Raw genomic sequence first — 25274 nt, 5'->3', positions numbered from 1 at the left:
CGGGCGGGGGCGGCACCGGGACCGGCTGCAGAAGCAGCAGCAGAAGCAGGGGCGACATGACCGCCGCGGAGCCCACGGCGGCTGAACCCGTCGCGGCGGAACCCGTGCCGAGCAATGCGGCCATTGCCGAGCCCGTCCCCACAGCGGCGGAACCCGTTGCCGCCGAACCAGTACCGAGCAGCGCAGCCAGCGCCGAACCCGTACCGACGGCGGCAGAACCGGTGGCGGCCGAACCCGTACCGAGCAGCGCAGCGAGCGCCGAACCCGTACCGACGGCAGCGGAACCCGTTGCCGCCGAACCGGTTCCGAGCAGGGCAGCCAACCCGGAACCCGCGCCCACGGCAGCGGAACCCGTTGCGGCGGAGCCGGTTCCGAGTAGCGCCGCCAGGGCGGCGCCGGTGGCCGAACCCGTACCCAGAAGGGCCCCTCCGGCCGCGGACCCCGTGCCCGCGACGGTCGGGCCGACCACGGACCCAGCGCCCGCGAGCGCCGAACCCGTTCCGGCACCGGCGGATCCGACCGCGGCCGAACCTGTGGTACCCGCCGCGGAGCCCGTGCCGAGGACGGCGGAACCGGCGCCCGCACCCGCGGAACCCACAGCGGCGGATCCCGCGCCCGCGGTGGCGCCGAGGGCGGCGGATCCGGTGCCGAGCACGCTGGCCGAGCCCGTTCCGAGGAGCGCGGGCAGATCGAGCAGCCCGACATCGACGGCCGCGGTGTCCTGCACCGGCGGGGCCTGATCGGGTTCGGATGCCGAGACCTCGCTCGGCGGGATCACCGGATCGGTCGAGCGACCCGGGATGGAGAGGGGAGCGCCGTCGTCCTTGCCGCTGGAGCCCGACCCCGGACCGTTGGGGCCGCACTGCGGACAGGGATTGGGCTGAGCCTGCGCCGCCAGCGGGCCCAGCAGGCCGCAACCGGCGACGATCCCGGCCACTGCCACTACGCGCGCTATGCGACCCATGGTCATGCGCTTGCCTTCCCCTCATCTTTCAGCGCAGATCTGCACCCGGTCGCGATCACATCCGGGAATACAACGGATGTCGATCATCATAACTGCCGAGTGTTTGCTCGCGCAGTGGGATGGTGTGACCTGCCCCACCGCGCTGTGAGCACCCGAATCACCCGAAGGCGGCGACGACCGGGACGTGGACGGGAATCGGGCTGCACCCCGGCGTCCACCGATCGCCGCTCCGAGACACCTGCTGGCATCCGGGCCCTTGCTACTCGCACAGGATGATTCGGTGCCGAACGCCGGCCGGATCGCCGCCGCGGGGAAGGTTGCGGCGCGTCGCGCGATTCGGCCGTGGCGTGTCGGACCTGCGGCTATTGCGGGGCGATCAGGCGCCGTAGACCGGTTCGGGCGGGGTCGACTTGGCAATCAGCTCGCGCACCGCGGGTCCCAGTTCCGCCGGTTCCCAGCGGGCGCCGCGATCGACCGGCACGCCGTGCCGCCAGCCGTCGGCCAGTGCCACCTTGCCGCCCTCGACCTCGAACATCCGCCCGGTCACACCGGCCGAATCCGGGCTGCCCAGCCAGACCACCAGCGGGGAGATGTTCTCCGGGGCCATGGCGTCGAAGCCCTCGTCCGGCGCGGCCATCATGTCGGCGAACACGGTCTCGGTCATGCGGGTGCGTGCGCTGGGGGCGATGGCGTTCACGGTCACGCCGTAGCGGCCGAACTCGGCGGCGGCGGTGATGGTCAGCCCCGCGATCCCGGCCTTGGCGGCACCGTAGTTGCCCTGTCCGACGCTGCCCTGCAGACCGGCGCCCGAGCTGGTGTTGATGATGCGGGCGTCGACCGGCCGCCCGGCCTTCGACTCCGCGCGCCAGTAGGCGGCGGCGTGCCGCATGGTGGCGAAGTGGCCCTTGAGGTGCACCCGGACCACCGCGTCCCACTCCTGTTCGGACAGGTTGACCAGCATCCGGTCGCGGACGATCCCGGCATTGTTGACCAGCACGTCCAGCCCGCCGAAGGTCTCGACGGCCTGCTTGATCAGGCGCTCGGCACCGGCCCAGTCGGCGACGTCGTCACCGTTCACCACCGCCTTGCCGCCCAGCTCGAGGATCTCCTCGGCCACCTGGGCGGCGGGCGAATCGGTGCGGGGACTGCCGTCGAGTTCCGCACCCAGGTCGTTGACCACCACGTTGGCGCCGGCGGCGGCGAAGGCCAGCGCGTGCGCGCGGCCGATCCCGCCGCCCGCCCCGGTCACGATGACGGTGCGCCCGGCACAGATCCGATCGGTGTTGTCTGCCATATTCGTCGCTCTCATTTCGGTTGTGCTGCTGGTCAGGAGTCGTTGACGGTGGCGGCATCCAGGAACGCCGGGCGCTCACCACCGCCGTGCACGAGCAGCGAGGCGCCGTTGACATAGCCCGCCAGCGGGGAGGCCAGGAAGGCCGCCACCCGGCCGATGTCCTCCGGCGCGGCCATGCGCTGCAACGGGACGGTGGCGCCGACGGCGGCGATGCCCGCCTCGTCGCCGTAGTGCAGGTGGCTGGATTCCGTATTCACCATGCCGACGATCACCGAATTGACCCGGACCTTCGGCGCCCACTCCACCGCCAGCGAGGTGACGAGGTTGTCGAGTCCGGCCTTGGCCGCGCCGTAGGCGGCGGTGCCGGGCGAGGGCCGGTGGCCGCTCACGCTGGAGATCATCACGATCGAACCGCCGCCGGGCTGATCCTGCATCACGGCATTGGCGGCCTGCGAAACCAGCAGTGGGGCAAGCAGATTCAGCTCGACGATCTTCGAGTGGAAGTTGCGGCTGGCCTGGGCCGCCAGGGCGAACGGGGCGCCGCCGGCGTTGTTGACCACGTGGTCGATCCGGCCGTACCGCTCCACGATCCCGTCGATCAGCGCGGGCACCGCTTCGCCGTCGCGCACGTCGCAGGGCAGGAAGTCCGCGGTGCGGCCCGAGCTCTCGATCGGGGCATCCGCCGGGCGGCGCGCGCAGGTCACCACGGTCGCGCCCGCGTCCAGGAACGTCCGGCTGATACCGGCCCCCACTCCCCGCACGCCGCCGGTGACCAGAACGACGGCTCCGGAGAGGTCCACTTCGATTGCCACCGTGATAACCTACCAAGCACTTGCTTGTTTTGCCAACGAATGGACATGCGATGGGGATCAACCGTCACACCGAGACCTCGGGGATCGAGGTCGTCACGATCGACTACCCGCCGGTCAACGCCCTGCCCACGGCCGGCTGGTTCGGAGTGGCCGACGCCGTTCGGGCGGCCGGGCGCGAGCCCGAGACCAAGGTCGTGGTGCTGCGCGCGGAGGGCCGCGGGTTCAACGCGGGCGTGGACATCAAGGAGATCCAGCGCAATCCGGGTCACCAGACCCTGATCGACGCCAATCACGGGTGCTACGAGGCGTTTTCGGCGGTGTACGAGTGCCAGGTGCCGGTAATCGTCGCGGTGAACGGCTTCTGCCTGGGCGGCGGCATCGGCCTGGTCGGCAACGCGGACGTGATCGTCGCCTCCGACGATGCGACCTTCGGACTGCCCGAGGTGGAGCGCGGGGCGCTGGGCGCGGCCACTCATCTCGCGCGGCTGGTGCCGCAGCACATGATGCGGACGCTGTTCTACACCGCGAGCACGGTGACCGCACAGCAGCTGCAGCACTTCGGGTCGGTGTACAAGGTGGTTCCCCGCGCCGAACTCGATTCGGCCGCAATGGAAGTCGCCAAGAACATCGCCGCCAAGGACGGCCGCGTCATCCGCGCCGCCAAGCGCGCGCTCAACGGGATCGATACCCAGGACGTGCACCGCAGCTACCGGTTCGAGCAGGGCTTCACCTTCGAGCTGAATCTGGCGGGCGTGGCCGACGAGATCCGCGACCGGTTCGATGCCGACCTGGCCGCGAAGCGGGGTGAGAACTGATGCGCGACAAGCGAATGAGCCTCGACGAGGCGGTCGGGCAGCTGCGCAGCGGCATGACCGTCGGGATCGGCGGCTGGGGGTCGCGCCGCAAGCCGCTGGCCTTCGTGCGGGCGTTGCTGCGGTCCGACGTGACCGACCTGACCGTGGTCTCCTACGGCGGCCCGGATCTCGGGCTGCTGTGCTCGGCGGGCAAGGTGCGCAAGGCCTATTACGGCTTCGTGTCGCTGGATTCGGCGCCGTTCTACGATCCGTGGTTCGCCAAGGTCCGCACCGGCGGCGAGATCGCGGTCCGCGAGATGGACGAGGGCATGGTGAAATGCGGTCTGCAGGCCGCCGCCGCCCGGCTGCCGTTCCTGCCGATCCGCGCGGGACTCGGTTCGGATGTGCCGAGTTTCTGGGAGGGCGAGCTGCAGACGGTGCGGTCGCCGTACCCGAATGCCGACGGCCGCACCGAAACTCTCGTCGCCATGCCCGCGCTGACCCTGGACGCGGCGTTCGTCCATATGGACCTGGGCGACAAGCACGGCAACGCGGCGTACACCGGGGTCGACCCGTATATGGACGATCTGTTCTGCCTGGCCGCCGAGCGCCGCTTTCTGTCGGTGGATCGGCTGGCGGAGACCGAAGAGCTGGTGAAAGCCGTTCCGCAGCAGGCACTCCTGCTCAACCGCATGATGGTCGACGGCGTGGTGGAGGCACCGGGCGGTGCGCACTTCACCTTCTCCGGTAGCTACGGCCGGGACGAGAAGTTCCAGCGCCACTATGTGGAGGCCGCCAAGGAGGCCGACACCTGGGCCGCGTTCAAGGCCCGGTACCTGGACGTCTCCGAGGACGAATACCAGGCCGCCGTCCGTGAATTCGCCGCGGAGCAGTCGAAATGAGCGAGAACACCCAGGCCCCGCGCCCCGAAAGCGCGCCGCCCACCACCCGGATGCGAGTGACCTTCGCCCGCCCCGGCGCCATGACGGTCACCTTCGACCAGGCACCTGTCGAGAACGAGGAGCGCCGATGACCGACACCACCACCGCGACGCGCGCCGAGGTGTGCGCGGTCGCCTGCGCCGAGATCTTTCGCGGCGCAGGGGAAATCATGGCCAGCCCGATGTCGCCGACCCCGACCATCGGGGCGCGCCTGGCGCGGCTGACCTTCGAGCCCGACCTGCTGATCTCCGACGGCGAGTCGCAGCTGCTCGCCGAGACGCCCGCGCTGGGCGCGAAAGCGTCTGTGGAGGGCTGGATTCCGTTCGGCCGCGTCTTCGACGTGGTCGCCTCCGGGCGGCGGCACGTCGTCATGGGCGCCAACCAGCTCGATCGGTTCGGCAATCAGAACCTCTCGGCGTTCGGGCCGCTGCAGCAGCCGACCCGGCAGATGTTCGGTGTGCGCGGCGCCCCCGGTAATACGATCAACCACGCCACCAGCTACTTCGTGCCCCGGCACGGCAAGCGGGTGTTCTGCGAGCAGGTGGATATCGTCTCCGGAATCGGTTACGACAAGGTCGATCCCGAGAATCCGGCGTATCGGTTCCACCACCTGCATCGGGTGGTGACCAATCTGGGCGTGTTCGACTTCGGCGGTCCCGATCACACGCTGCAGGCGCTGTCGCTGCATCCCGGGGTGACGCCGGACGAGGTCGCCGACAATACCTCGTTCGAGCTGGCCGGTCTGGATACCGCCGGGACCACCCGCCTGCCCACCGAGGAGGAGCTGCAGATCATCCGGACCGTGCTGGATCCCAAGGGGATTCGGGACAAGGAGGTCGCGGGATGAGCGGGCATATCGGGCACGCAACGGTATTCGTCGCGACCGAACTCGATCGCTGCGAGGTGCAGCTATGACGGCGCGGCTGCGGACACCGCTGACCGAACTGGTCGGCATCGAGCATCCGGTGGTCCAGACCGGTATGGGCTGGGTGGCCGGTCCGCGGCTGGTCGCGGCCACCGCCAACGCCGGAGGGTTGGGCATTCTCGCCTCCGCCACGATGACCTTCGCCGAACTCGAAGCGGCCGTCGCGAAGACCAAGGCGCACACCGACAAGCCGTTCGGGGTCAACATCCGGGCCGACGCCTCCGATGCGCCGGAGCGGATCGAGCTGTTGATCCGGGAGAAGGTACGGGTCGCGTCCTTCGCGCTGGCGCCCAAGAAGGAACTCATCGCGCGGCTGAAAGATGCCGGGGTCGTGGTGGTTCCGTCGATCGGCGCCGCCAAGCACGCGGTGAAGGTCGCCTCGTGGGGCGCCGATGCCGTGATCGTGCAGGGCGGCGAGGGCGGCGGGCACACCGGTCCGGTCGCCACCACCCTGCTGCTGCCGTCGGTGCTCGACGCGGTCGATATTCCGGTCGTGGCGGCGGGCGGTTTCTTCGACGGACGCGGGCTGGCTGCCGCATTGTCCTATGGCGCAGCGGGTGTCGCGATGGGCACGCGGTTCCTCCTTACCCAGGAGAGCACCGTGCCCGACGCGGTGAAGCAGGAGTACCTGAATCGCGGCCTGCAGGACACGGTCGTGTCGTTGAAGGTCGACGGCATGCCGCACCGGGTCCTGAACACCGATCTCGTTGAGCGACTGGAGCACTCGGGCCGCTGGCGCGGATTGGCGGCGGCGGTCGCCAATGCCGTGAAGTTCAAGGGCATGACCGGCATGAAATGGTCCACCATCGTCCGCGACGGCCTGGCCATGCGAAAGACCAAGGACCTCACCTGGTCCCAGGTCATCATGGCCGCCAACACCCCGATGCTGCTGAAGTCCGGCCTGGTCGAGGGCAATACTCACGCGGGTGTCCTGGCCGCCGGGCAGGTCACGGGCATCATCCAGGACCTGCCCACAGTGCAGGAACTGATCGACCGGATCGTCGACGACGCGGCCGCGCGAATCGACGCGCTCGCCGCGCTGCGCCACGAGGCATCCCCCAGCCCCTCGGCGTGACCGAAAGCCGTTCGGTCACAACGGAAGGACCACCCCGCCCCTCCTCTCGTTCCGGGGTGGTCCTTCCCGTATCGAACGCCGGAGAGTGCGCCCGGCCCGCCCTCCAGCTCTGGAGATACCGTCCGGTCCTGAACCATGAGGTCGGGTAGGTTCACGCTCGTGCGTACATCGAACAGCAGTGTGTCGTTCAAGCGTGGCATCAGCGGGGTGATGCTGGCCGGCGCGGTGGTAGCGGGTGTGCTGGCGGGCCCGGCGGCCACGGCCTCGGCCGACAACGGCGTGCCCCTCACCACCGAGGTCGAGCAGTCCCCGGTCGCCAACGACGGCTGCACCTTCTCCTCGGTCGGCGGCTCGTGCAGCGACCCCGGTCCCGTGGGCGGCGCTCTGATCGCCTTCCGGAATTGGCTCGTCAGCATGGGCTACGGCACCGGCAGTTCCTCCCTGTCCGCCTACTTCTTCTGAGATTCCGGCCCCTTCACCAAGGCAGCGGCCCGTACTCCTCGCCTTCCTCGGCACCCCAGATGTAGCCCCATAGTTGGCCGGTGGGACCGTCGGCGGGGAGGGTCGCCAGGTGGACCGTGGGCGCGGCGCCCTGCTCGGGCGTGCGGAAACCGGTGCGGCCGTTGAGGTCCGTGGCGGTGTAGCCCGGGTTGGCGGCATTGACCTTGATCGGGGTGTCCCAGAGTTCCTTGGCGTACAGGGTCGTGATCATGTTGAGGGCGCTCTTGGAAGAGGGGTAAGGGATTGCTCCCAGCTGCCACATGGGGCTGTCCGGATCGAAGGTGAGGGTCATCGAGCCGACCTCACTGGAGACGTTGACGATGCGGGCCGCCTCGGCCCCGCGGAGCAGCGGGAGCATCGCGTTGGTCACCGCGACGACCCCGAAGACGTTGGTCTCGTAGACTTTTCGCAGTGTTGCGAGGGTTGTCGAGGATGCCTTGCCATCACCCTCCAAGCCGCCGGTGATGGCGGCATTGTTGACGAGTATGTCGAGCTTGCCGAATTCGGACCCGATGTACTCGGCAGCGCGGCCGATGGACTCGTCGTCGGTCACATCCAGTTGGACGAATCGGGCATCCGCACCGTCTGCCTTCAGTTTCTCGGCCGCGGCACGGCCGAGTTCGGGATTGCGGGCACCGACCAGGACGGTCGTCCCGCGGGCGGCGAGCAGGCGGGCGGTTTCGTAGCCGATGCCCTTGTTGGCACCGGTGATGAGGGCTGTTGTCGTCATGTTCCGAGCGTGGCAGCGACGCGCGGCGCCAGGGAGGGTCAAGTTGTACTACCCAAGGCGGCCGAGTTGGGCGGGGTTCCGCTGACTTTCGGGTAGACAAAATATACTGATCGACATATTCTTTGCTCATGGGCAGGAAGGGTGACGACACCAAGGCACGCATGATCGCGGCCACGGGCGAGTTGCTGGAGACCGGTGGGTACTCCGCGGCCGGGCTCAACCAGATCGTCGCCGCCAGTGGTGCGCCGCGCGGCTCGCTGTATTTCCATTTCCCGGGCGGCAAGGATCAACTGATCACCGAATCCGCCCGCCAGGCAGGGCAATTCGTCGAACTCGTCATCGCGGGCACCGAGGCCGACGATGTCGACGGCTATCTCGATCGGCTGGTCACCGCGTTCGGCGATCGCATGGAGGCCTCGCAGTGGCAAAAGGGTTGCCCCATAGCCACTCTCGCCCTGGACGTCTCCGCTTCCAACGAGACCATCCAGCGCGTCTGCGCCGAGATCTACGACGGTTGGGAGCGCGCCCTCGCCACTCGGCTCGAGTCCCTCGGCCGGGACGGCATCCATGCCGGGCCCATCCTCGCCCTGGTGGAAGGCGCGATGCTGTTGGCCCGCGTCCACCGCAGCCGGGAGCCGCTCCGCCGGGCGGGCGAAGCCGTCAAGGCCCTTCTCTAGCAGGCCGCCACCGCGCTTCCCGCAACGACTTTATCGCAAGAATATGTAGACCGATCCAGTTAGGAATGACAATGCATCCAGACTCACTCGTCCTCGGAGCCGCCGGATTCATCGGCCGCAATCTCGTCGCGGAGCTGCTGCGACGCGGCCACACGGTCGCCGCCGCCTTCCGCGGTCCCGCTACCCGCCTCACCGATTGGCTGGACGCCGAATCGGTCGACCGCCGCAACCTGCTCACCTTCGAATCCGATATCACCCACCCCAACCTCGGCCTGGATCCGCTCCCCTCGGTGCGCGACGTCTACAACTGCGCCGCCAACATGGCCTTCGGCCTGACCGAGCAACAGGCCCGACTCGACAACGTCACCGGTGCGCTGCACGTCGTCGACTACACCGCCACGCTTCCGCAACGGCGGCGCCTCGTGCACATCACCGGCTATCGCGCCGGACTGCCGGGCGCCGAGGCCGCCTCCCACGCGGCCGGTAGCTACGAGGCATCCAAGATCGAAGCCGACGCCGTCGTCCGAAGGCGCGCAACGGAACTCGATGTCCCCCTCACCATCGCCAGCCCCAGCACGGTCATCGGCAAGGGCCAATACTTCGGACTCACCGACCTCGTCCGCAACCTGCACCGCGGTCGGCTCCTCGCCATCCCCGGCCGCCGGGACTCCTTCGTACCGGTCGTCGACGTCGAGTATCTGGCCGCCTTCCTCGCCTCCCTCCCCGAGCACGCCGACACCGCGGGGGCGACCTACAACATCCTCGACCCCGCCACCCCCGACCTCCCCGACATGGTCGCCCTGCTCGCCGCCCACCTCGGCGTCAAGGCTCCGCGCCGCACCATCCCGGTCGGGATCGTCAGCAGGCTGCCCCGCTTCCTCACCCGAACCGACTCGGAGGCATTGGGATTCATCTCCTCCGAGCGCTACGACACCACCACCGCCGAGGCCCACGCCCGCAATGCCGGGCTCACCATGCCACCCGTCGACAAGGCCTTGCGCGCCTGGGCCGATCACCTCGTCGCCGCGAACTTCGGCGAGCGGCCGTAGACCCGTTGCGCGGCTTCACCATTGGATATTCCCACTTGGGTAGCAGCGCCCCGCTCCATGGGTTTTGTCCTGGGAAAACAAGCCAGACCACCGCCGTTCCGGTGAAGCTGCCGAGAGCGCCCCACCTCCGTGGCAGTGTCATACCGAAATAACATCACCGCTGATGGGAGTGGGGTACACAATGCAAGGTGTCGGCAGCACGCTTCCGCGACGGCGGCTCGGACGCCTGTTGCGCGACTTGCGGCATCAGACGGGAATCACGTTGGAGGAAGCGGCGCATCTGATCGAACTCAGTCCGAGTTCACTCCAACGTCTCGAAACGGGTCAGGCCACGCGTATTCGACTGGTAGACATCCGCGAGCTTTGCAGGCTCTACGATGCCGATGAGGTGACAGCGGCCGGACTGCTCGGCCTGGCGCAGCAGGCAACGGAGAAGTCGTGGTGGAACGCCTACGGCGGTCTGATTCCACCGGACTTCGATGTGTACGTCGGATTGGAAAGCGCTGCACGGCAGATCTTTTCGTACACACCTGATGCAGTTCTCGGGCTCCTGCAGACTCCCGCGTACGCCCGCGTTCTGGCTCGAAGCGTGTATCCGAACGACTCCGAAGAGGAGATGGATCAGCGGATGGAGCTGAAACTGAAGCGACAGGCAAAGCTCACCCGCAAGCGGCATCCTGTCCGACTGAGTGTCGTCCTCCTCGAATGCGCCCTTCGACGAATGGTCGGTTCCCCACGGATCATGGCCGCCCAACTCCGGCATCTCGCCGATATGAGTACAAGGCCGAATATCGACCTGCGAATCCTGCCCTACCGTGCAGGAATTCCTTTGGGAGATCCGATCGGGCTGTTCACGATCCTCGAGTTCGGCACGGACAACAGGGGCGAAGTGCTCGAACCACCCGTCGTGTACCTCGAAAACTTCACCGGCGACCTGTATCTGGAGACCCCCGACGATGTTCAGCGCTACCATGAAGCCCACCAGGCGATTCGACGTGCTGCGCTGGACGACGTCGCAAGCCGGAACTTCATCCGCCAGATTGCTAAGGAGTTCGTCCCGTGAGCAACTTCAACGACGTTGATCTATCGAATGTAGTGTGGCGCACGAGTTCTCGCACGTCGGGCGGCAAGGACTGCGTCGAGGTCGCCTTCCTCCCGGACGGCTCCATCGGCGTCCGGGACTCGAAGGACCGCACCGGCCCCGCCCTGCGCTTCACCCCCACCGAATGGGACACCTTCACGGCAACGCTCACCGACCCCAACCTCAGCCACTAAACCCACCCGCACCCCTGCTCGTTCTCGCCTCCCCTCCAGGTCACTCGATCAGTGGGAACTATTCGTGTCGAAAGCCCAGGAACGCCTCTCGCAAAGTTCCCAGTTTGTGCCTCAGGCGGGGGTGATGTGGACTCGGTTGTCGTGGAAGACGGCGCCGCCACCGAAGTCCGAGTCGCGTTCGTCGATGGTGGCGTTGACCGTGGCTCCGCCGGTGAACTTGGCCCAGCGGCCCTTGGGGGTGGCGGCCACGCCGGGGCGGACGCGGTCGGAGACCTCGGCCTCGGCTTCGAAGGAGCCGCGGTCGTTCGAGACGAGTACCGGTGTGCCGTCGGTGATTCCGCGGGCCGCCGCGTCGTCGGGGTGGATCGTGATGCGCGGGTCGCCGGCGCGGCGGCGGAGTTCGGGGTTGTTGCCGAAGGTGGTGTTCAGGAAGTAGTGGGAGGCCGCCGAGATCAGGATCAGGCCGTCGCCCGGGTCCGACGGCGGGGTGTATCCGGCGAGCGGGTCGTGTCCGGCCTGCCCGGCGCGGGTCGATACGAACTGTAACTTGTCCACAGGCACCGGGCCCGGCTCTGCCTTCAGGAATCCGTCGGTGCGCAGCCGCTCGAAGTCGTATTGCTTCAGCAGCTGCCGGGCCAGGTCCTCGTCGGAGTCGTAGACGGACGGTTCGGTCACTCCCATGCGCCGAGCCAGTCGCCGGAAAGTCTCTGTGGTGGACAGGCATTCGCCGGGCGGATCGACCGCGGGCTCGTTCCACACCAGGTACATGTTGCCGTAGGCGGCCAGCACGTCCAGGTGTTCGGGCTGCATGGTGGCGGGGAGCACGATGTCGGCGTAGTCGACGGTGTCGGTCGGGAAGTGTTCCAGCACAACGGTGAACAGGTCCTCCCGGGACAGGCCCTCGATCACCCTGTTCTGGTGCGGGTTCGAGCCGACCGGATTGGCGGCGATCACGAACAGCGCCTTGACCGGCGGATCGTCGACCTCGAGCAGACTCTCACCGAGCCGCGTCTGCGACAGCGTGCGCACCGGATTGGGCAGCAGGTCGAATCGCACCAGCTCCGGTAGATCGAGCTTGAAGTGCCCGCTGGTCGAATAGTGCAGTCCCCCACCGGGAATCGCCCAGTCGCCGGTGACGCCGGGCAGGCATGCCAGGGTGCGCAGTGCCATGCCGCCGCCCGCGTGACGCTGGATGCCCTGGGAGGCGCGGATCGCGGTCGGCCGGGTGGTGGCGATCCGCTCACCGAGCGCCACGATCTGTTCCTCGGCCAGACCGGTGATGGCCGCGGTCCGTTCGGGCGTGAATTCCTCTATGCGCGCGCGGAATTCGGGCCAGCCGACAGTGCGTTCGGCGAGGAATTCGGTGTCCTCGGCGCCCATCGAGACGACGACGTGCATCAACCCGAGCGCCAGCGCCGCATCGGTCCCCGGCAGCGGCGCCAGATGTTCGTCGCAGCGCTCCGCCGTGCGGGTCCGGACGGGATCGATCGCCACCGTGTGAGCGCCGCTGTCCTGGATGAACTTCCACACGTGGTGGCCGGAGGTCAGCGGGTTGGTCCCCCACAGCAGGATCAGCTTCGATTTCGCGAAGTCCTCCGGATCCATGCCTCCCGAGGTGCCGAGCGTGTATTTCGTCCCCAGCGTCCCCGAGATCGAGCAAATCGTCGGATCGAGCAGCGACGAACCGAGGACGTTGAAGAAGCGGCGCCCCGAAAACCCTTCCAGCCCCTGGATATAGCCGAGGCTCCCGGTCCCGTGGAACGGCCAGACCGCCTCGCCGCCGTGCTCGTCGATGATCCCGGTCAGCCGCGTGGCGATCTCGTCCAGCGCCTCGTCCCAGCCGATCCGCTCGAACCGCCCCTCCCCCTTGCGCCCCACCCGCCGCATCGGATACGTGATCCGATCCGGCGCATGCAGCTGCTCGAGATACCGGTTCACCTTCACGCACAGCGCGCCCCTGGTCACCGGATGTTCCTTGTTCCCCCGCAGCCCGACCGCCGCCCCGTCCTCGACAGTCACCACCCACGAGCACGCATCAGGACAATCCAGCGGGCAAGCACCCAGCACCTTCACCCCACCGATCGTAGGTCGAATCCGGCCGTACGCTTGCCACACTTCGAATGTGTATGACACACTCGAAGTGTGGCGATGATTCGGATCACGGCATCCGCGCGCAAGCACCGGCTCACCCGCAACCGCATCCTCGCCGCACTGGAGAACGCCGAGCTCGTCCAGACTGTCGGCGATGCCGAGTACTACATCGGGACCGACAATCTAGGTATGGAGCTCGAACTGATCGTCGTACCAGACGATCGGTACCCGGACAGGCTGGCATGCATCCACGCGATGCCGACCCACTACCGGGAGAACGAGGAGGACCAGCAGCGATGACCAGCTTCAAGGATCGACACGGCACCCCCGAGCCGGACGACACCGGTGAACCGTTCGTCTACCACGGCGAGGAGCTGACAGAGGAGCGCGCCGAAGAGATCGCCAAGGCCAGCCTGTGGGAGATCCGGCGCCAGAACCTGGTGCCCGGACGGAAGTCGCTCTCCGGCGGCGGAAAGCATTCGCCCGTCGTGCAATTCCGCGTTCCCGAGGAACTGAGGGAACGGCTCGACGCCCGCGCCGCCGCCGAGGGCGTCACACCTTCGAAGCTAGCGAGAATAGCCTTGGAGCAGTACCTGGCGTGCTGACGCCAAGGCTGTCCGGCGGTCAGGGGAGGCGTTCGATGATGGTTACGTTGGCGGTGCCGCCGCCCTCGCAGATGGTGAGGAGGCCGTAGCGGCCGTTCACTCGTTCCAGTTCGTTGAGGAGGGTGGCGAAGAGTTTGGCGCCGGTGGCGCCCAGGGGGTGACCGAGGGCGATCGCGCCGCCGTTGACGTTGACCTTGTCGGGGTCGGCGCCGGTTTCCTTCAGCCAGGCCAGCACGACCGAGGCGAAGGCCTCGTTGATCTCGATGACGTCGATATCATCGATGGTCAGGCCGGTCTTCTCCAGCGCCCACTTGGTGGCCGGGATCGGCGCGGTGAGCATGAAGACCGGATCGGCGCCGCGGGCGCTGACGTGGTGGATGCGGGCCCGGGGGCGCAGGCCGTACTCGCCGACCGCCCATTCGGAGGCGAGCAGGGTCGCGCTCGCACCGTCGGAGATCTGGCTGGCCACGGCCGCGGTCAGCGGGCTGCCGTCGCTGAGCGGCTTCAGCCCGGCCATCTTCTCGAGGCTGGTCTCGCGCGGGCCCTCGTCGATCCAGAAGTCGCCGACCGGCACGATCTCGCGGTCGAACTTGCCCTCGGCGATGGCCTTGCGGGCGCGCTCGTGACTGCGCAGCGCCCACTGCTCCATGTCCCGGCGGCTGATGCCCCACTTCTCGGCGATCAGCTGGGCGCCGTTGAACTGCGACACCTCGCCGGTGCCGTAGCGGTGGTCCCAGCCCTGCGCGCCGACGAACGGCGACTCGAAGCCGTACTCCTTGCCCGCCAGCATCGCCGCCGAGATCGGGATGGCGCTCATGTTCTGCACGCCGCCCGCCACGATCACCTCGGCGGTCCCGCTCATGATGGCCTGGGCGCCGAAATTGATTGCCTGCTGGCTGGATCCGCACTGCCGGTCGACGGTCACGCCGGGGACGGCCTCCGGATATCCGGCGGCCAGCCAGGCGGTGCGAGCGATATTTCCGGCCTGCGGGCCGATCGCATCCACGCAGCCGAAGATCACGTCGTCGACCTGGATCGGGTCGATCGTGTTGCGCCCCAGCAGACCCTGCAGGACGCCCGCGCCCAGGTCGGCCGGATGCACACCGGCGAGCGACCCGCCGCGCTTGCCGATCGGCGTGCGCACGGCATCGACGACGTATGCCTCGCGCAAGGGTGCGTACTGCGGGCGGGCGGACGGTGCAGACATGACGAAACTCCTACTTGCGGTGCTGCGCTTCAGGATTGGTGAGGCCATCGAGCACGATGGTCAGATATTGCTTGGCGAGGCTGTCGACCGTGATGCGGCCGCCGGGCTGGTACCACCGCACGGCCACCCACACGGTGTCGCGCAGGAAGCGGTAGGCGAGCTCGATGTCCAGTTCGGGGCGGAAGCTGCTGTCCTCGACGCCCCGGGCGAGCACCTTGTGCCAGAGCTCGCGGAACTCCTGGTTGTATTCATCAATGTAGGCGAAACGCGGTGTGCCGCTGAGCCTTTTCGCCTCGGCCTGGTAGATGGCGACCGCGGCGTGCCAGCGGTCGAAGGATTCGTAGGACGCGATCACCAACGCCTCCAACGTATCTCGCGGCGAGAGGCCGGAGTCGACGATCTCCCGGTAGCGGCCGAACAGATCGTCGAGGAAGCCGCGCAGGATCTCGTCGACCATCGACTCCTTGGAGTCGAAGTGGTGGTAGAGGCTGCCGGATAGAATTCCGGCCGCGTCGGCGATGTCCCGGACCGTGGTCGCACGGAGCCCGCGCTCGGCGAACAGACCGGCCGCCAGAGCGAGCAGTTCGTTGCGACGTGCGGATTTGGATGCGTCGGGTGCGGCCACTCGCCCATAGTACAACCAAGCATTTGCTTGGTCTACGCCCGCCCGCTCCCCGCGGTCCCGGCATGCCTCCCCACCATCCAGCATGCCTCCCCCGTCATCCCTGCACGCCTCCCTCGTCATTCCTGCACGCCTCCCCCGTCATTCCTGCACGCCTCCCTCGTCATTCCGGCACGCCTCCCCCGTCATTCCGGCACGCGCCCCTCGTCATTCCGGCACGCCTCCCTCGTCATTCCGGCGCGCCCCCTCGTCATTCCGATGTGCGACCGTCATGTATTTCCGGCGCACTTTGGCCGGAATCAGCAGATCCCGGCCAAAAGCATGCCGGGAATACGAGGTTCGGGCACGCCGGGAATACGAGGCGAGCATGGCCGGAATACGGGGCGAGAGCATGGCCGGAATACGAGGCGGAAGCATGCCGGGGATACAAGGTCGGGCACGCCGGAAATGCGAGGTCGTGCGTGCCGGGAACATGAGGGCGAGCACGCCGGGAGTATGAGGGCGAACGCGGTGACTTCCGGATCAGCGGAACGAGTAGCGCAGCGGTGAGGAGACCGAGAGGTCGGCGAGGAGGCGATCGCAGATGATCACCGGCGATACCCCCGCACGCGCCATCCGCGCCACCAGCGCCAGTCGCCGCTCGCAGCTGTCCCACTCGACGGTCAGCGGCCCGCGCCCCGGGCCCGCGTCGACGGTCGCCATGGCGCGCGGGGGTCCGACCGGCATGGGCTGCTCGCTGATCTTCAGCACCATGCCGCGCTGCCAGGCGCGGTAGGTCTCCATATCGGCGCCGATCACCAATTTGTCGGTGGCGGCGCACAATCCCTCGGCGATCGTGTCGGCGAAGGCAACGCGGTCGAAACTGAACTTGCGGCAGCGCCGCACCACCTCCAGCAGGTCGGCACGCACCTCACGCAACAGCTCGTGCTGTTTGCGGCGGTGCCGGTCCTCGTCGGACTCGTTGGCGTGGGCCACGTGTTCCAGCCCGATGCGCTGGGCGCGCATGCGGTCGCGCGCCAGATCGGCGCGCAGCGCGCCGCGCGGATCGCGGGCGACGCCGATCTCATCGACCGAATGCTGCTCCAGGATCTGGGCGGCACGCATCGCGGTCGCGCATTCGGAGGTGTGATCGAGCAGTTCTGCACCGAGGGTGAGCGCGGCAAGCACGATGCTGTCCAGCCGTCGACGGGCCAGCACAACCTCGCGTACCAGCTCGAGTTCCAGCTCTTCGTTGTCTTCCTGACGACGGTCCAGTCCCATGGTGGTCCCTTCGCAAATTTAGGAACCGGCCCTCATCAGGATTGCACACCCGGGGGTGCTCGGGGCACCCAATTTTCACCGTCGTCGGCGCCGCCGGGTCAGGCCCGCTGACTGCTCACCGAAACCACCTCGCCGGTCAGGTACGAGGTGTAGTCGCTGGCGAGCATGGCGATGGTGGCCGCGACCTCCCACGGCTCGGCCGCGCGCCCGAACGCCTCGCCGGCGGCGAGCCGATCCAGCAGGTCGGCCGAGGTGACCTTGTCCAGGAACGGATGCCGCGCGATGCTCGGCGCGACCGCGTTGATCCGCACGCCCAATTCGGCGGCCTCCACGGCACTGCACCGCGTCAGCGCCATCACGCCCGCCTTGGCGGCGGCATAGTGCGCTTGACCGTGCTGGGCCCGCCAGCCGAGCACGCTGGCGTTGTTGACGATCACGCCGCCGTGCTCCGCGGTGCGGAAGTAGTTCAGCACCGCGCGGGTGCAGCGGAAGGTGCCGTTGAGCGTGATGTCGAGGACGCGGTCCCACTGCTCGTCGGTCATGTCGACAACCGGTGTCTCCCCGCCCAATCCGGCGTTGTTGACCATGATGTCGATGCGGCCCAGGCGTTCTGCGGCCACCCGGATCAGCTCGTCGACCTGCTCGGTGCTGGTGACGTCGCAGACCACCGAGCTCACCCGGCGGTCGGGATAGGCGGCGGCCAGCTCCTCCTCGGTCTGCTTCACGCGCCGCTCGTGCCAGTCGGAGATGACGACGTCGGCGCCCTCGTCGAGCAGGCGGCGCGCGGTCGCGGAGCCGATGCCGGTCCCGGCGGCCGCGGTGATCACGGCGTTCCGGCCGGCGAGCAGTCCGTGGCCGGAAATCGGCTGGGGCGCAACGGAAAGGTCTGTCACGGGATGGTCCTTCCTACCGAGCCTCACGCGGCAGACCGAGCACGCGTTCGGAGATGATGTTGCGCTGCACTTCGTTCGAACCGCCGTAAATGGTGTCAGCGCGGCTGAACAGGAACAGGCGCTGCCATTCGTTCAGGTCGTCGGGCAGCGAGATCAGGCCGGGGGCGCCGAGCACGTCCATGGCGAGTTCGCCCAGTCCGCGATGCCAGTTGGCCCACAGCAGTTTCGACACCGACGCCTGACCGGCCGCGGTCCGCGCGTCCACCGTGTCGTGACCGGATTCGAGCGTGCGCAGCGCGTGCGCCCGCAACACCCGCAGCCCGACCCAGGCCTGATCGATCCGCTCCGCGATCACGGGATTCTCCAGGGCGCCATTGGCTTTCGCCACCGCTTCCAGGTCGGCCAGTTCGCGGGCGAAGCGGATCTGCTGCCCCACGGTGGAGATGCCGCGCTCGAAGGTCAGGGTGCCCATGGCGACCTTCCACCCGTCGCCGGGCTCGCCGACCACCAGATCGGCCGCGGTGCGGGCGTCGTCGAAGAACACCTCGTTGAATTCGGCGGTCCCGGTGAGCTGGATGATCGGGCGCACCTCGATGCCGGGCTGCTTCATCGGCACGAGCAGGTACGACAGGCCCTTGTGCCGGGACGAGCCCGGCTCGGTGCGGCAGATCGCGAAGCACCAGTCGGCCACGTGCGCCAGCGAGGTCCAGATCTTCTGGCCGTTGATCGTCCACTCGTCGCCGTCGCGGCGCGCGGTGGTGGTCACGGCGGCCAGGTCCGAGCCCGCGCCGGGTTCGGAATACCCCTGGCACCACAGCTCGGTGACGCTCTTGATGCCGGGCAGGAAGCGCTGCTTCTGCTCCTCGGTGCCGAAGGCCAGCAGCGTCGGCCCGAGCAGTTCCTCGCCCAGGTGCGAGACCCGGCTCGGGGCGTCGGCCTTGGCATATTCCTCGTGGAAGATCACCTGCTGGCGCAGGGTGGCGTCGCGCCCGCCGTACTTTTCGGGCCAGCCGAGGCAGGTCCACCCGGCTGCGGCCAGGTGGCGATCCCACTCCAGCCGCTCGTCGAACGCCTCGTGCTCGCGGCCCGGACCGCCGAGCCCGACCAGCTCGCGGAACTGCCCGTTCAGGTTTTCGGCCAGCCATTCGCGCACGTCGGCGCGGAATTCGGCATCCTTGGGGGATTCCGCCGCGGTACCCGGATCGTGGGTCTGGATCACACTCACTCCGGTAGAGTAACCTACCAAGCACTTGCTTTGTAGACCGACAGATTCTGATTCGCGGCTCGCCGCGGGAGGACGACCGTGACAACCCCTGTGCAGACCACTCCCCTCGCCCTGCAGGAGGCGGCGCGCACCTTCGGCGACGCGCCCGCCATCAGCGACGGCGACGTCCAGCTGAGCTGGGTGCAGTTGCTCGACGCGGTCCGGCAGACGGCCGGGGCGCTGATCGCCCGCGGTATCGAGCGCGGTGACCGGATCGCCATCTGGGCGCCCAATACCTTCCACTGGGTGGTCGCGGCGCTCGCCTCGCACTACGCCGGTGCGGCGCTGGTTCCGCTGAACACGCGCTACGTCGCCGCCGAGGCGGTGGAGACCCTGCAGCGCGTGGACGCCAAGGCGCTGTTCGTGGCCGGGCCGTTCCTGGGGCGCGATCGGCTGGCCGAATTGCGGGATGCGGCACCGGATCTGGTGATCGGCACCGTGATCGTGATTCCAGGGGACGAGTCCACCGCGCCGGAAGGGTCCCGGCCAAAAGCACGCCGGGAAATCGAGGAGACAAGCCTGGGGGGCCGGGAAATCGAGGAGACAGGCCAGAGGGGCCGGGAAATCGAGGAAACAGGCCAGAGGGGCCGGGAAATCGAGGAGACAGGCCAGAGGGGCCGGGAAATCGAGGAGACAGGCCAGAGGGGCCGGGTCGGCGGCGCGGTTATCGAGTGGGCCGAGCTGGATCGGATCGCCTCGGGGACAACTCTCGATCAGATCGTCGCACGCGGTGAATCCGTTGGGCCCGAGGACATCTCGGATATCCTGTTCACTTCCGGGACTACGGGCCGCAGCAAGGGCACCCTCGTCGCGCACCGGCAGGCGCTGGATGTGGTGCGGGCCTGGTGCGAGTGCTCGACGTTGAACAGCGCCGACCGGTACCTGGTGATCCCGCCGTTCTTCCACAACTTCGGCTACAAGGCGGCCATGCTCGCCTGCCTGGTCACCGGCGCCACCATCGTGCCGCAGGCGACGTTCGACGTGCCGGAGACGATGCGGATGGTGCAGCAGCAGCGCATCACGGTGCTGACCGGACCGCCGACGATCTACCAGACCATCCTCGAGCATCCCGCGCGCGCCGATTTCGATCTGAGCAGCCTGCGGGTGGCCGTCACCGGCGCCGCGACCGTACCCGTGGTGCTGATCGAAAGAATGCGCAGCGAACTGAAATTCGATGTGGTGGTGACCGCCTACGGACTGTCGGAATCCGCCGGATTCGGCACCATGTGCCGCCCCGACGACCCCGCCGAGGTCGTCGCGGGCACGTCGGGCGGGCCGATCGCCGGATTCGAGCTGCGCATCGACGACAACGGCGAGCTGCTGATGCGCGGACCCAACGTCATGCTCGGCTATCTCGACGACCCCGAAAACACCGCCAAGACCATCGACCCCGACGGCTGGCTGCACACCGGCGATGTCGGAATCCTCGACGAGCGCGGCTATCTGAAGATCACCGACCGGCTCAAGGACATGTACATCGCGGGCGGTTTCAACGTCTATCCCGCGGAGATCGAGCAGGCGCTGGCCCGACTCGACGGGGTCGCCGAATCCGCCGTGATCGGCGTTCCGGACGAGCGGATGGGCGAGGTGGGCAAGGCCTACATCGTGCGCAGGTCCGGCGCCGCGCTCACCGAGGACGACGTGATCGCCTATGCCAAGCAGACATTGGCGAACTTCAAGGTTCCCCGCTACATCGAGTTCCGCGACCAGCTGCCCTACAGCGCCGCCGGAAAGGTACTCAAGCGGCAACTACGTGAGGAGATTTCGTGACCGAGAACCCCGACGGGCAGATCCCCGACGAAGGCGAGGTCGTCACCTACGAGCGCCGGGGCCCGATAGCGATCGTCACGATGAACCGGCCGCAGTACCGCAACGCGCAGAACTCGGTGATGACCTACGCGCTCGACGCCGCCTTCACCCGCGCCGTCGAGGACGCGGAGGTCAAGGTGATCGTGTTGGCGGGCAACGGAAAACACTTCTCCGCCGGTCACGACATCGGCACGCCGGGACGCGATCACCACGTGCACTACGAGAACAAGGCGGCGCTGTGGTGGGACCACGTCGACCGCCCCGGCGGCGATCAGCGCTTCGCCCGCGAGTCCGAGGTCTATCTGGGCATGTGCCGCCGCTGGCGGGAGATGCCCAAGCCGACGATCGCCGTGGTGCAGGGCGCCTGCATCGCGGGGGCGCTCATGCTGGCGTGGTCGTGCGATCTCATCGTCGCCTCCGACGACGCCTTCTTCTCCGATCCCGTAGTGCGCATGGGCATTCCGGGCGTCGAGTACTTCGCCCACCCCTGGATGCTGGGGCCGCGACGTGCCAAGGAGATCCTGTTCACCGGTGACCGATTCACCGCCGTGCAGGCCTACGAGTGGGGCATGGTCAACCGGGTGGTGCCGCGCGAGGAGCTCGAGGCACAGGCCCTGGAGCTGGCCGAAAAGATCTCCGCCATGCCGCAATTCGGGCTGGCGCTCACCAAGAAGGCCGTCAACCAGTGCGAGGACCTGATGGGCATGCGCGCGGGCATGGACTCGGTGTTCGGCCTGCACCACTTCGCGCATGCCCACAATGCCGAGGTCGGCGCGGGCTCACTGGGCGGCATGAACGCGAAATCCATGAAAGCCAGTGCGGCACAGAATCAGAACGGGGCGGAGTAGATGGATCTGGACTACGACGCGGCCACCGAACAGTTCCGGCTCGAGGTCCGGGAGTTCCTGCGCACCAACGTCCCGGCGACCCCGCTGCCGTCGATGGACACCCAGGCGGGTTTCGAGGCGCACCGGGAGTGGGAGCGCACGCTGGCCGAGGCGCGGCTGTCCGTCGTGTCCTGGCCGACCGAGTACGGCGGGCGCGATGCCTCGCTGCTGGAATGGGTGCTGTTCGAGGAGGAGTACTACGCCGCGGCGGCGCCCGGACGTGTCAGCCAGAACGGCATCTTCCTTTTGGCGCCAACGCTTTTCGAGCACGGCACTCCGGAACAGCTGGAGCGCATTCTGCCGCGGATGGCCCGGGGAGACGACATCTGGGCGCAGGCTTGGTCGGAGCCGGAGGCCGGTAGCGACCTGGCGGGCATCCGGTCCAGCGCCCGCCGCGCCAACGGCGGCTGGATCCTCAACGGTCAGAAGACCTGGAGTTCCCGTGCCTCGTTTGCGGATTGGGGATTCGGGCTGTTCCGCAGCGATCCGGAGGCCGAGCGCCATCGCGGCCTCACCTACGTGATGTTCCCGCTTTCGGCCGACGGGGTCACCGTCCGGCCCATTCCGCAGCTCGACGGCGAGCCCGGCTTCGCGGAAATCTTCCTGGACAACGTCTTCGTCCCCGATCGCGACGTGATCGGCACGCCGAACGAGGGCTGGCGGGTCGCGATGAGCACCTCGAGCAACGAGCGCGGCCTGTCGCTGCGCAGCCCGGGACGGTTCAACGCGACCGCGCAGCGCCTGCTCGAGCTGTGGCGCGACACCACCGACCCGTCCGACACCGCGGCGCGAAATCGCGTGGTGGACGCGTGGATCGGCGCCGAGGCCTACCGGCTCAACACGCTGGCCACCGTGACCCGGCTGTCCGAGGGCGGCAAGCTGGGCGCGGAATCGTCGGTCAACAAGGTGTTCTGGTCCGAGCTCGACATCGCCATGCACGAGACCGCCCTGGATCTGCTGGGCCCTGCGGCCGAGCAGAGCAGCGGCTGGACCGACGGGTACCTGTTCTCTCTGGCCGGCCCGATCTACGCGGGCACCAACGAGATTCAGCACAACATCATCGCCGAGCGGCTGCTCGGCCTGCCGCGGTGACAGGTCGGAGGCGAATCATGCTCGCGCAGCACCACTCCCACGCTTTTACCCCCGATTGGACCGCTCGATGAGATTTGCACTAGCGCCCGAACAGCGCGATTTCGCCGACAGCCTGCGCAAGATGTGCGACGCGGCGGGGACGCCGGGCATCATCCGGGCCTGGGGCGGTGGCGACCACCGCAGCGGTCGCGGCCTGATCCGCCAGTTGGCCGGCGCGGGCGCGCTCGGTCTGGCCATCGACGAGGACCACGGCGGCATGGGCGCCGAGGCGATCGACCTGGTGGTCGCGCTGCAGGAGATCGGCCGGGCGGCCGTGCCGGGACCGCTGGTCGAAACGGCCGCGGTGATTCCCACACTGCTGCAGGCGCTTCCGGATTCCGCCCTGGCGCGGCGGTGGCTGGCGGCCTTCGCCGACGGGCAGGCGCTGGGAACGATCGCGCTGTCGCCGCAGGCGCCCGCGGTGGACGCCGACACCGCCGAGGTGGTGCTGGTGGCCGACGGTGACCGGCTCTACACCGCGCATCGCACCGAGCACGTGCGGTCGGTGGATGCGGCGCGACGCCTGTTCACCGTCGCCACGAATGATGTTGTCGCCGAGGGCGATGCGGTGCGCGCGGCAGTCGATGCCGGGTTCGACGCCGGTGCGCTGGCGGCCGCGGCACAGCTGCTCGGCGCGGGCCGGGCGCTGCTGGACACCAGCGTGGCCTACGCCAAGCAGCGGCACCAGTTCGGCAAGCCGATCGGGCAGTACCAGGCGGTCAAGCACCATCTGGCCGATGCGCTCATCGGCCTGGAAATGGCGGAGCCGCTACTGAATCGCGCGGCGCTGAGCCTGAATTCGCCCGACCGCGCCCGCGACGTGTCGGCGGCGAAGCTGGCCTGCGGCGAGGCGGCCTACCGCACCGCACGCATCGCCCTGCAGGTGCACGGCGCCATCGGCTACACCGCCGAATGCGACGTGTCACTGTGGCTGACCAGGGTCACGGCCCTCCGGTCCGCCTGGGGCACGGCCGATTTCCACCGCGCCCGGATCGCAGCCGCCCTGCGTGAGGGAGCACCCGCGTGATCATCCGAGGTGAGCTCTGCTCCTGGATCCGGACCGCCGCGGGCGCATCGAAGCACGGTGGGCACGGTGGCCGGTCCAGCGAGCCGCTCCGGTCCGCCTGGCTCATCGCCGATGTCCGCCGGGCACAGAACGGAGCGGAACTGCGCGATGCTCCGGGAGCGACGACGTGATCATCAGCGGTGAACTCTGCTCCTGGATCCGGACGGCCGCCGCACAGAGTGGCGGAAATTGCGGCGAGCCGGTCCGGTTGCCCGCCGAACCGGGCTCGGCGACCGGATATCTCGGCGACAAGGTCCGAAACCAATTGGGAGGCCAGGTATGAGTGACAACGCGGAGCTGCAGGAGCTCGCCGCCACGGTCCGGGCCGTCCTGGCCAAGCACGGGGACAGCTCCGTGCTGCGGCGTGCTGTCGACGGTGAGCTGGGTTATGACGAGCAGCTCTGGACGCTGCTGTGCGAGCAGGTCGGCGTTGCGGCGCTGGCGATTCCGGAGGAATACGGCGGGATCGGCGCCGGACTGACCGCGGCCCTGGTCGTCGTCGAGGAGCTGGGCCGCACCCTGCACGCGCCGCCCATGCTCGGCTCGGCGGTGCTCGGCGCGCAGGCACTGCTGCTGTCCGGCAATGCCGAGGCCTGCGCCCGGCTGCTGCCCGAGGTGGCCGAGGGCGCTCGCACCCTGGCGTTGTGCTGGGCGGGGCCGCGCGGCTGGGACACCCCGGGCGTACGGGCGGAGAACGGAACCCTCAGCGGCACCGCGCATTACGTGGTCGACGGCGCCGTGGCCGACACCCTGATCGTGCTCACGGCCGACGGCATGTACGAAATCGACGCCGACGCACCGGAAACAACCCGTACGGTGTCGCCGACGATGGATACGACCCGACGCCTCACGGAGATCGCCTTCGCCGCGGCACCCGCCCGGAAACTGGGAGGCGACGCGGCCACCGTCACCGCCCGGCTACGCGACATCGCCTGGGCCGCACTGGCTGCCGAGCAGGTCGGCGCCGCGGACCAGTGCCTGCAGCTGACGGTCGAATACACCAAGTCCCGGGTACAGTTCGGCCGCGCGATCGGCAGCTTCCAGGCGCTCAAGCACCGGATGGCGGATATGTACGTGCTGGTGGAATCGGCCCGCTCGGCCGCCTACACCGCCATCGCGGGCCTCCCCGAACCGACGACGGCGCTCGCAACCTCAGGAGCCCCCGACGCGGCCCTGGACCTCGCCGCCGCCCGCATCCACTGCTCCCAGGCCTTCGACACGGTCGTCGGCGAAATGGTCCAAATGCACGGCGGCATAGCCATCACCTGGGAACACGACGCCCACCTCTACTTCAAACGCGCCCACGCCGACACCCAACTCTTCGGCACCCCCGCCCGCCCCCTGGCCCGCCCCGCCTGACCCACCCTCCACGCACCCCGCGCGCATTCGCGCACTCCTTACA

The 25274-nt window shown here is 68.4% G+C and carries 26 protein-coding genes and 1 pseudogene; 17 read left to right on the top strand and 10 right to left on the bottom strand.

The genetic code is table 11. From position 1 onward, the window contains the following. From NM1_RS21520 to NM1_RS21510, 3 genes and pseudogenes are all read right to left on the bottom strand, one after another. Positions 1 to 970 (bottom strand): annotated as a pseudogene (locus NM1_RS21520) (hypothetical protein); the annotation flags it as partial. 370 nt (positions 971 to 1340) lie between these two features. After that, complete coding sequence (locus tag NM1_RS21515) at positions 1341 to 2258, bottom strand: SDR family oxidoreductase (RefSeq protein ID WP_068022547.1); 918 nt, start codon at positions 2256 to 2258, stop codon at positions 1341 to 1343. 32 nt (positions 2259 to 2290) lie between these two features. Further along, positions 2291 to 3070, bottom strand: a complete 780-nt coding sequence (locus tag NM1_RS21510; protein WP_373864061.1) for an SDR family oxidoreductase — start codon at positions 3068 to 3070, stop codon at positions 2291 to 2293. Positions 3071 to 3120: 50 nt separating this feature from the next. Between NM1_RS21510 and NM1_RS21505 the strand changes: the two genes are divergently transcribed. From NM1_RS21505 to NM1_RS21485, 6 genes are all read left to right on the top strand, one after another. After that, complete coding sequence (locus NM1_RS21505) at positions 3121 to 3885, top strand: enoyl-CoA hydratase family protein (protein WP_068022545.1); 765 nt, start codon at positions 3121 to 3123, stop codon at positions 3883 to 3885. Next, a complete protein-coding gene (locus NM1_RS21500; RefSeq protein ID WP_068022542.1) occupies positions 3885 to 4766 on the top strand; it encodes a CoA transferase subunit A in 882 nt (293 codons plus the stop codon). Before NM1_RS21505 ends, NM1_RS21500 begins: the two co-directional genes overlap by 1 nt. Then, positions 4763 to 4897 (top strand): hypothetical protein, encoded by a 135-nt coding sequence (locus tag NM1_RS44075; protein WP_255286203.1) that lies wholly within the window; start codon positions 4763 to 4765, stop codon positions 4895 to 4897. The genes NM1_RS21500 and NM1_RS44075 overlap by 4 nt, the downstream gene beginning before the upstream one ends. Beyond that, positions 4894 to 5652 carry a CoA-transferase subunit beta gene (locus tag NM1_RS21495; protein ID WP_068022539.1) on the top strand — a complete coding sequence of 253 codons (759 nt, stop codon included), beginning with the start codon at positions 4894 to 4896 and terminating at the stop codon, positions 5650 to 5652. Before NM1_RS44075 ends, NM1_RS21495 begins: the two co-directional genes overlap by 4 nt. 64 nt (positions 5653 to 5716) lie before the next feature. Next, entirely contained in the window at positions 5717 to 6805 is a 1089-nt protein-coding gene (locus NM1_RS21490) for an NAD(P)H-dependent flavin oxidoreductase (RefSeq protein ID WP_068022536.1), read from the top strand. Between the two features lie 159 nt (positions 6806 to 6964). Then, a complete protein-coding gene (locus NM1_RS21485; protein WP_147289054.1) occupies positions 6965 to 7267 on the top strand; it encodes a hypothetical protein in 303 nt (100 codons plus the stop codon). Between the two features lie 13 nt (positions 7268 to 7280). Here NM1_RS21485 and NM1_RS21480 read toward each other — a convergent pair whose 3' ends face one another. After that, positions 7281 to 8036 carry an SDR family oxidoreductase gene (locus NM1_RS21480; RefSeq protein ID WP_068022531.1) on the bottom strand — a complete coding sequence of 252 codons (756 nt, stop codon included), beginning with the start codon at positions 8034 to 8036 and terminating at the stop codon, positions 7281 to 7283. 128 nt (positions 8037 to 8164) lie between these two features. Between NM1_RS21480 and NM1_RS21475 the strand changes: the two genes are divergently transcribed. The 4 genes from NM1_RS21475 to NM1_RS21460 all read left to right on the top strand — a co-directional run bounded on the left by NM1_RS21475 (position 8165) and on the right by NM1_RS21460 (position 11037). Then, complete coding sequence (locus NM1_RS21475) at positions 8165 to 8713, top strand: TetR/AcrR family transcriptional regulator (RefSeq protein WP_068022528.1); 549 nt, start codon at positions 8165 to 8167, stop codon at positions 8711 to 8713. Between the two features lie 71 nt (positions 8714 to 8784). After that, a complete protein-coding gene (locus tag NM1_RS21470) occupies positions 8785 to 9762 on the top strand; it encodes an NAD-dependent epimerase/dehydratase family protein (RefSeq protein ID WP_068022525.1) in 978 nt (325 codons plus the stop codon). A 163-nt stretch (positions 9763 to 9925) separates the two neighbouring features. Next, positions 9926 to 10825 (top strand): helix-turn-helix domain-containing protein, encoded by a 900-nt coding sequence (locus NM1_RS21465; RefSeq protein ID WP_068022522.1) that lies wholly within the window; start codon positions 9926 to 9928, stop codon positions 10823 to 10825. After that, positions 10822 to 11037, top strand: coding sequence for a DUF397 domain-containing protein (locus NM1_RS21460; RefSeq protein WP_068022519.1), 216 nt, complete (start codon positions 10822 to 10824; stop codon positions 11035 to 11037). Before NM1_RS21465 ends, NM1_RS21460 begins: the two co-directional genes overlap by 4 nt. 111 nt (positions 11038 to 11148) lie before the next feature. On the opposite strand, the gene NM1_RS21455 is transcribed toward NM1_RS21460, so the two are convergent. Beyond that, positions 11149 to 13110, bottom strand: coding sequence for a molybdopterin-containing oxidoreductase family protein (locus NM1_RS21455; protein WP_068022517.1), 1962 nt, complete (start codon positions 13108 to 13110; stop codon positions 11149 to 11151). 69 nt (positions 13111 to 13179) lie between these two features. Here NM1_RS21455 and NM1_RS21450 point away from each other — a divergent pair, with 69 nt between their 5' ends. Together NM1_RS21450 and NM1_RS21445 are read left to right on the top strand one after the other, a co-directional pair. Then, positions 13180 to 13428: a hypothetical protein gene (locus NM1_RS21450; protein WP_068022514.1), complete on the top strand. Its 249-nt coding sequence runs from the start codon at positions 13180 to 13182 to the stop codon at positions 13426 to 13428. Beyond that, positions 13425 to 13733, top strand: coding sequence for a CopG family ribbon-helix-helix protein (locus NM1_RS21445; protein WP_068022511.1), 309 nt, complete (start codon positions 13425 to 13427; stop codon positions 13731 to 13733). Before NM1_RS21450 ends, NM1_RS21445 begins: the two co-directional genes overlap by 4 nt. Before the next feature lie 19 nt (positions 13734 to 13752). Here the strand turns inward: NM1_RS21445 and NM1_RS21440 are convergent, their stop codons facing one another. From NM1_RS21440 to NM1_RS21420, 5 genes are all read right to left on the bottom strand, one after another. Beyond that, positions 13753 to 14904, bottom strand: a complete 1152-nt coding sequence (locus tag NM1_RS21440) for an acetyl-CoA C-acetyltransferase (RefSeq protein WP_068022507.1) — start codon at positions 14902 to 14904, stop codon at positions 13753 to 13755. 46 nt (positions 14905 to 14950) lie between these two features. Beyond that, a complete protein-coding gene (locus NM1_RS21435) occupies positions 14951 to 15565 on the bottom strand; it encodes a TetR/AcrR family transcriptional regulator (RefSeq protein WP_068022503.1) in 615 nt (204 codons plus the stop codon). 519 nt (positions 15566 to 16084) lie between these two features. Beyond that, on the bottom strand, positions 16085 to 16822 hold the full coding sequence (locus tag NM1_RS21430; protein WP_068022500.1) for a hypothetical protein: 738 nt from the start codon (positions 16820 to 16822) through the stop codon (positions 16085 to 16087). 98 nt (positions 16823 to 16920) lie between these two features. After that, complete coding sequence (locus NM1_RS21425; RefSeq protein ID WP_068022498.1) at positions 16921 to 17715, bottom strand: SDR family oxidoreductase; 795 nt, start codon at positions 17713 to 17715, stop codon at positions 16921 to 16923. Between the two features lie 13 nt (positions 17716 to 17728). Next, positions 17729 to 18931, bottom strand: coding sequence for an acyl-CoA dehydrogenase family protein (locus NM1_RS21420; protein WP_169814302.1), 1203 nt, complete (start codon positions 18929 to 18931; stop codon positions 17729 to 17731). Between the two features lie 87 nt (positions 18932 to 19018). Here NM1_RS21420 and NM1_RS41355 point away from each other — a divergent pair, with 87 nt between their 5' ends. The 5 genes from NM1_RS41355 (at position 19019) to NM1_RS21395 (ending at position 25231) form a co-directional block, all read left to right on the top strand. Continuing rightward, on the top strand, positions 19019 to 20749 hold the full coding sequence (locus NM1_RS41355; RefSeq protein WP_246011499.1) for an AMP-binding protein: 1731 nt from the start codon (positions 19019 to 19021) through the stop codon (positions 20747 to 20749). Next, positions 20746 to 21636, top strand: a complete 891-nt coding sequence (locus tag NM1_RS21410; RefSeq protein ID WP_255286202.1) for an enoyl-CoA hydratase — start codon at positions 20746 to 20748, stop codon at positions 21634 to 21636. The genes NM1_RS41355 and NM1_RS21410 overlap by 4 nt, the downstream gene beginning before the upstream one ends. Then, positions 21637 to 22767, top strand: coding sequence for an acyl-CoA dehydrogenase family protein (locus tag NM1_RS21405; RefSeq protein WP_068022492.1), 1131 nt, complete (start codon positions 21637 to 21639; stop codon positions 22765 to 22767). Between the two features lie 67 nt (positions 22768 to 22834). Further along, a complete protein-coding gene (locus tag NM1_RS21400; protein WP_068022490.1) occupies positions 22835 to 23833 on the top strand; it encodes an acyl-CoA dehydrogenase family protein in 999 nt (332 codons plus the stop codon). Between the two features lie 318 nt (positions 23834 to 24151). After that, a complete protein-coding gene (locus NM1_RS21395; protein ID WP_068022487.1) occupies positions 24152 to 25231 on the top strand; it encodes an acyl-CoA dehydrogenase family protein in 1080 nt (359 codons plus the stop codon). Positions 25232 to 25274: the final 43 nt, after the last annotated feature.

The organism is Nocardia mexicana NBRC 108244 (assembly GCF_001613165.1).
Classification (GTDB): domain Bacteria; phylum Actinomycetota; class Actinomycetes; order Mycobacteriales; family Mycobacteriaceae; genus Nocardia; species Nocardia mexicana.
This window is presented reverse-complemented; position numbering and strand designations above follow the sequence as displayed.

What these genes read in the sequence shown, in the direction of transcription:
- NM1_RS21475 (WP_068022528.1), top strand. Translation starts at nt 8,165, where the DNA reads ATGGGCAGGAAGGGTGACGACACCAAGGCACGCATGATCGCGGCCACG.
- NM1_RS21465 (WP_068022522.1), top strand. Translation starts at nt 9,926, where the DNA reads ATGGGAGTGGGGTACACAATGCAAGGTGTCGGCAGCACGCTTCCGCGA.
- NM1_RS21505 (WP_068022545.1), top strand. Translation starts at nt 3,121, where the DNA reads ATGGGGATCAACCGTCACACCGAGACCTCGGGGATCGAGGTCGTCACG.
- NM1_RS21480 (WP_068022531.1), bottom strand. Translation starts at nt 8,036, where the DNA reads ATGACGACAACAGCCCTCATCACCGGTGCCAACAAGGGCATCGGCTAC.
- NM1_RS21395 (WP_068022487.1), top strand. Translation starts at nt 24,152, where the DNA reads ATGAGTGACAACGCGGAGCTGCAGGAGCTCGCCGCCACGGTCCGGGCC.
- NM1_RS21470 (WP_068022525.1), top strand. Translation starts at nt 8,785, where the DNA reads ATGCATCCAGACTCACTCGTCCTCGGAGCCGCCGGATTCATCGGCCGC.
- NM1_RS21515 (WP_068022547.1), bottom strand. Translation starts at nt 2,258, where the DNA reads ATGGCAGACAACACCGATCGGATCTGTGCCGGGCGCACCGTCATCGTG.
- NM1_RS21400 (WP_068022490.1), top strand. Translation starts at nt 22,835, where the DNA reads ATGAGATTTGCACTAGCGCCCGAACAGCGCGATTTCGCCGACAGCCTG.
- NM1_RS21500 (WP_068022542.1), top strand. Translation starts at nt 3,885, where the DNA reads ATGCGCGACAAGCGAATGAGCCTCGACGAGGCGGTCGGGCAGCTGCGC.
- NM1_RS21490 (WP_068022536.1), top strand. Translation starts at nt 5,717, where the DNA reads ATGACGGCGCGGCTGCGGACACCGCTGACCGAACTGGTCGGCATCGAG.
- NM1_RS21495 (WP_068022539.1), top strand. Translation starts at nt 4,894, where the DNA reads ATGACCGACACCACCACCGCGACGCGCGCCGAGGTGTGCGCGGTCGCC.
- NM1_RS21445 (WP_068022511.1), top strand. Translation starts at nt 13,425, where the DNA reads ATGACCAGCTTCAAGGATCGACACGGCACCCCCGAGCCGGACGACACC.
- NM1_RS44075 (WP_255286203.1), top strand. Translation starts at nt 4,763, where the DNA reads ATGAGCGAGAACACCCAGGCCCCGCGCCCCGAAAGCGCGCCGCCCACC.
- NM1_RS21430 (WP_068022500.1), bottom strand. Translation starts at nt 16,822, where the DNA reads ATGGGACTGGACCGTCGTCAGGAAGACAACGAAGAGCTGGAACTCGAG.
- NM1_RS21405 (WP_068022492.1), top strand. Translation starts at nt 21,637, where the DNA reads ATGGATCTGGACTACGACGCGGCCACCGAACAGTTCCGGCTCGAGGTC.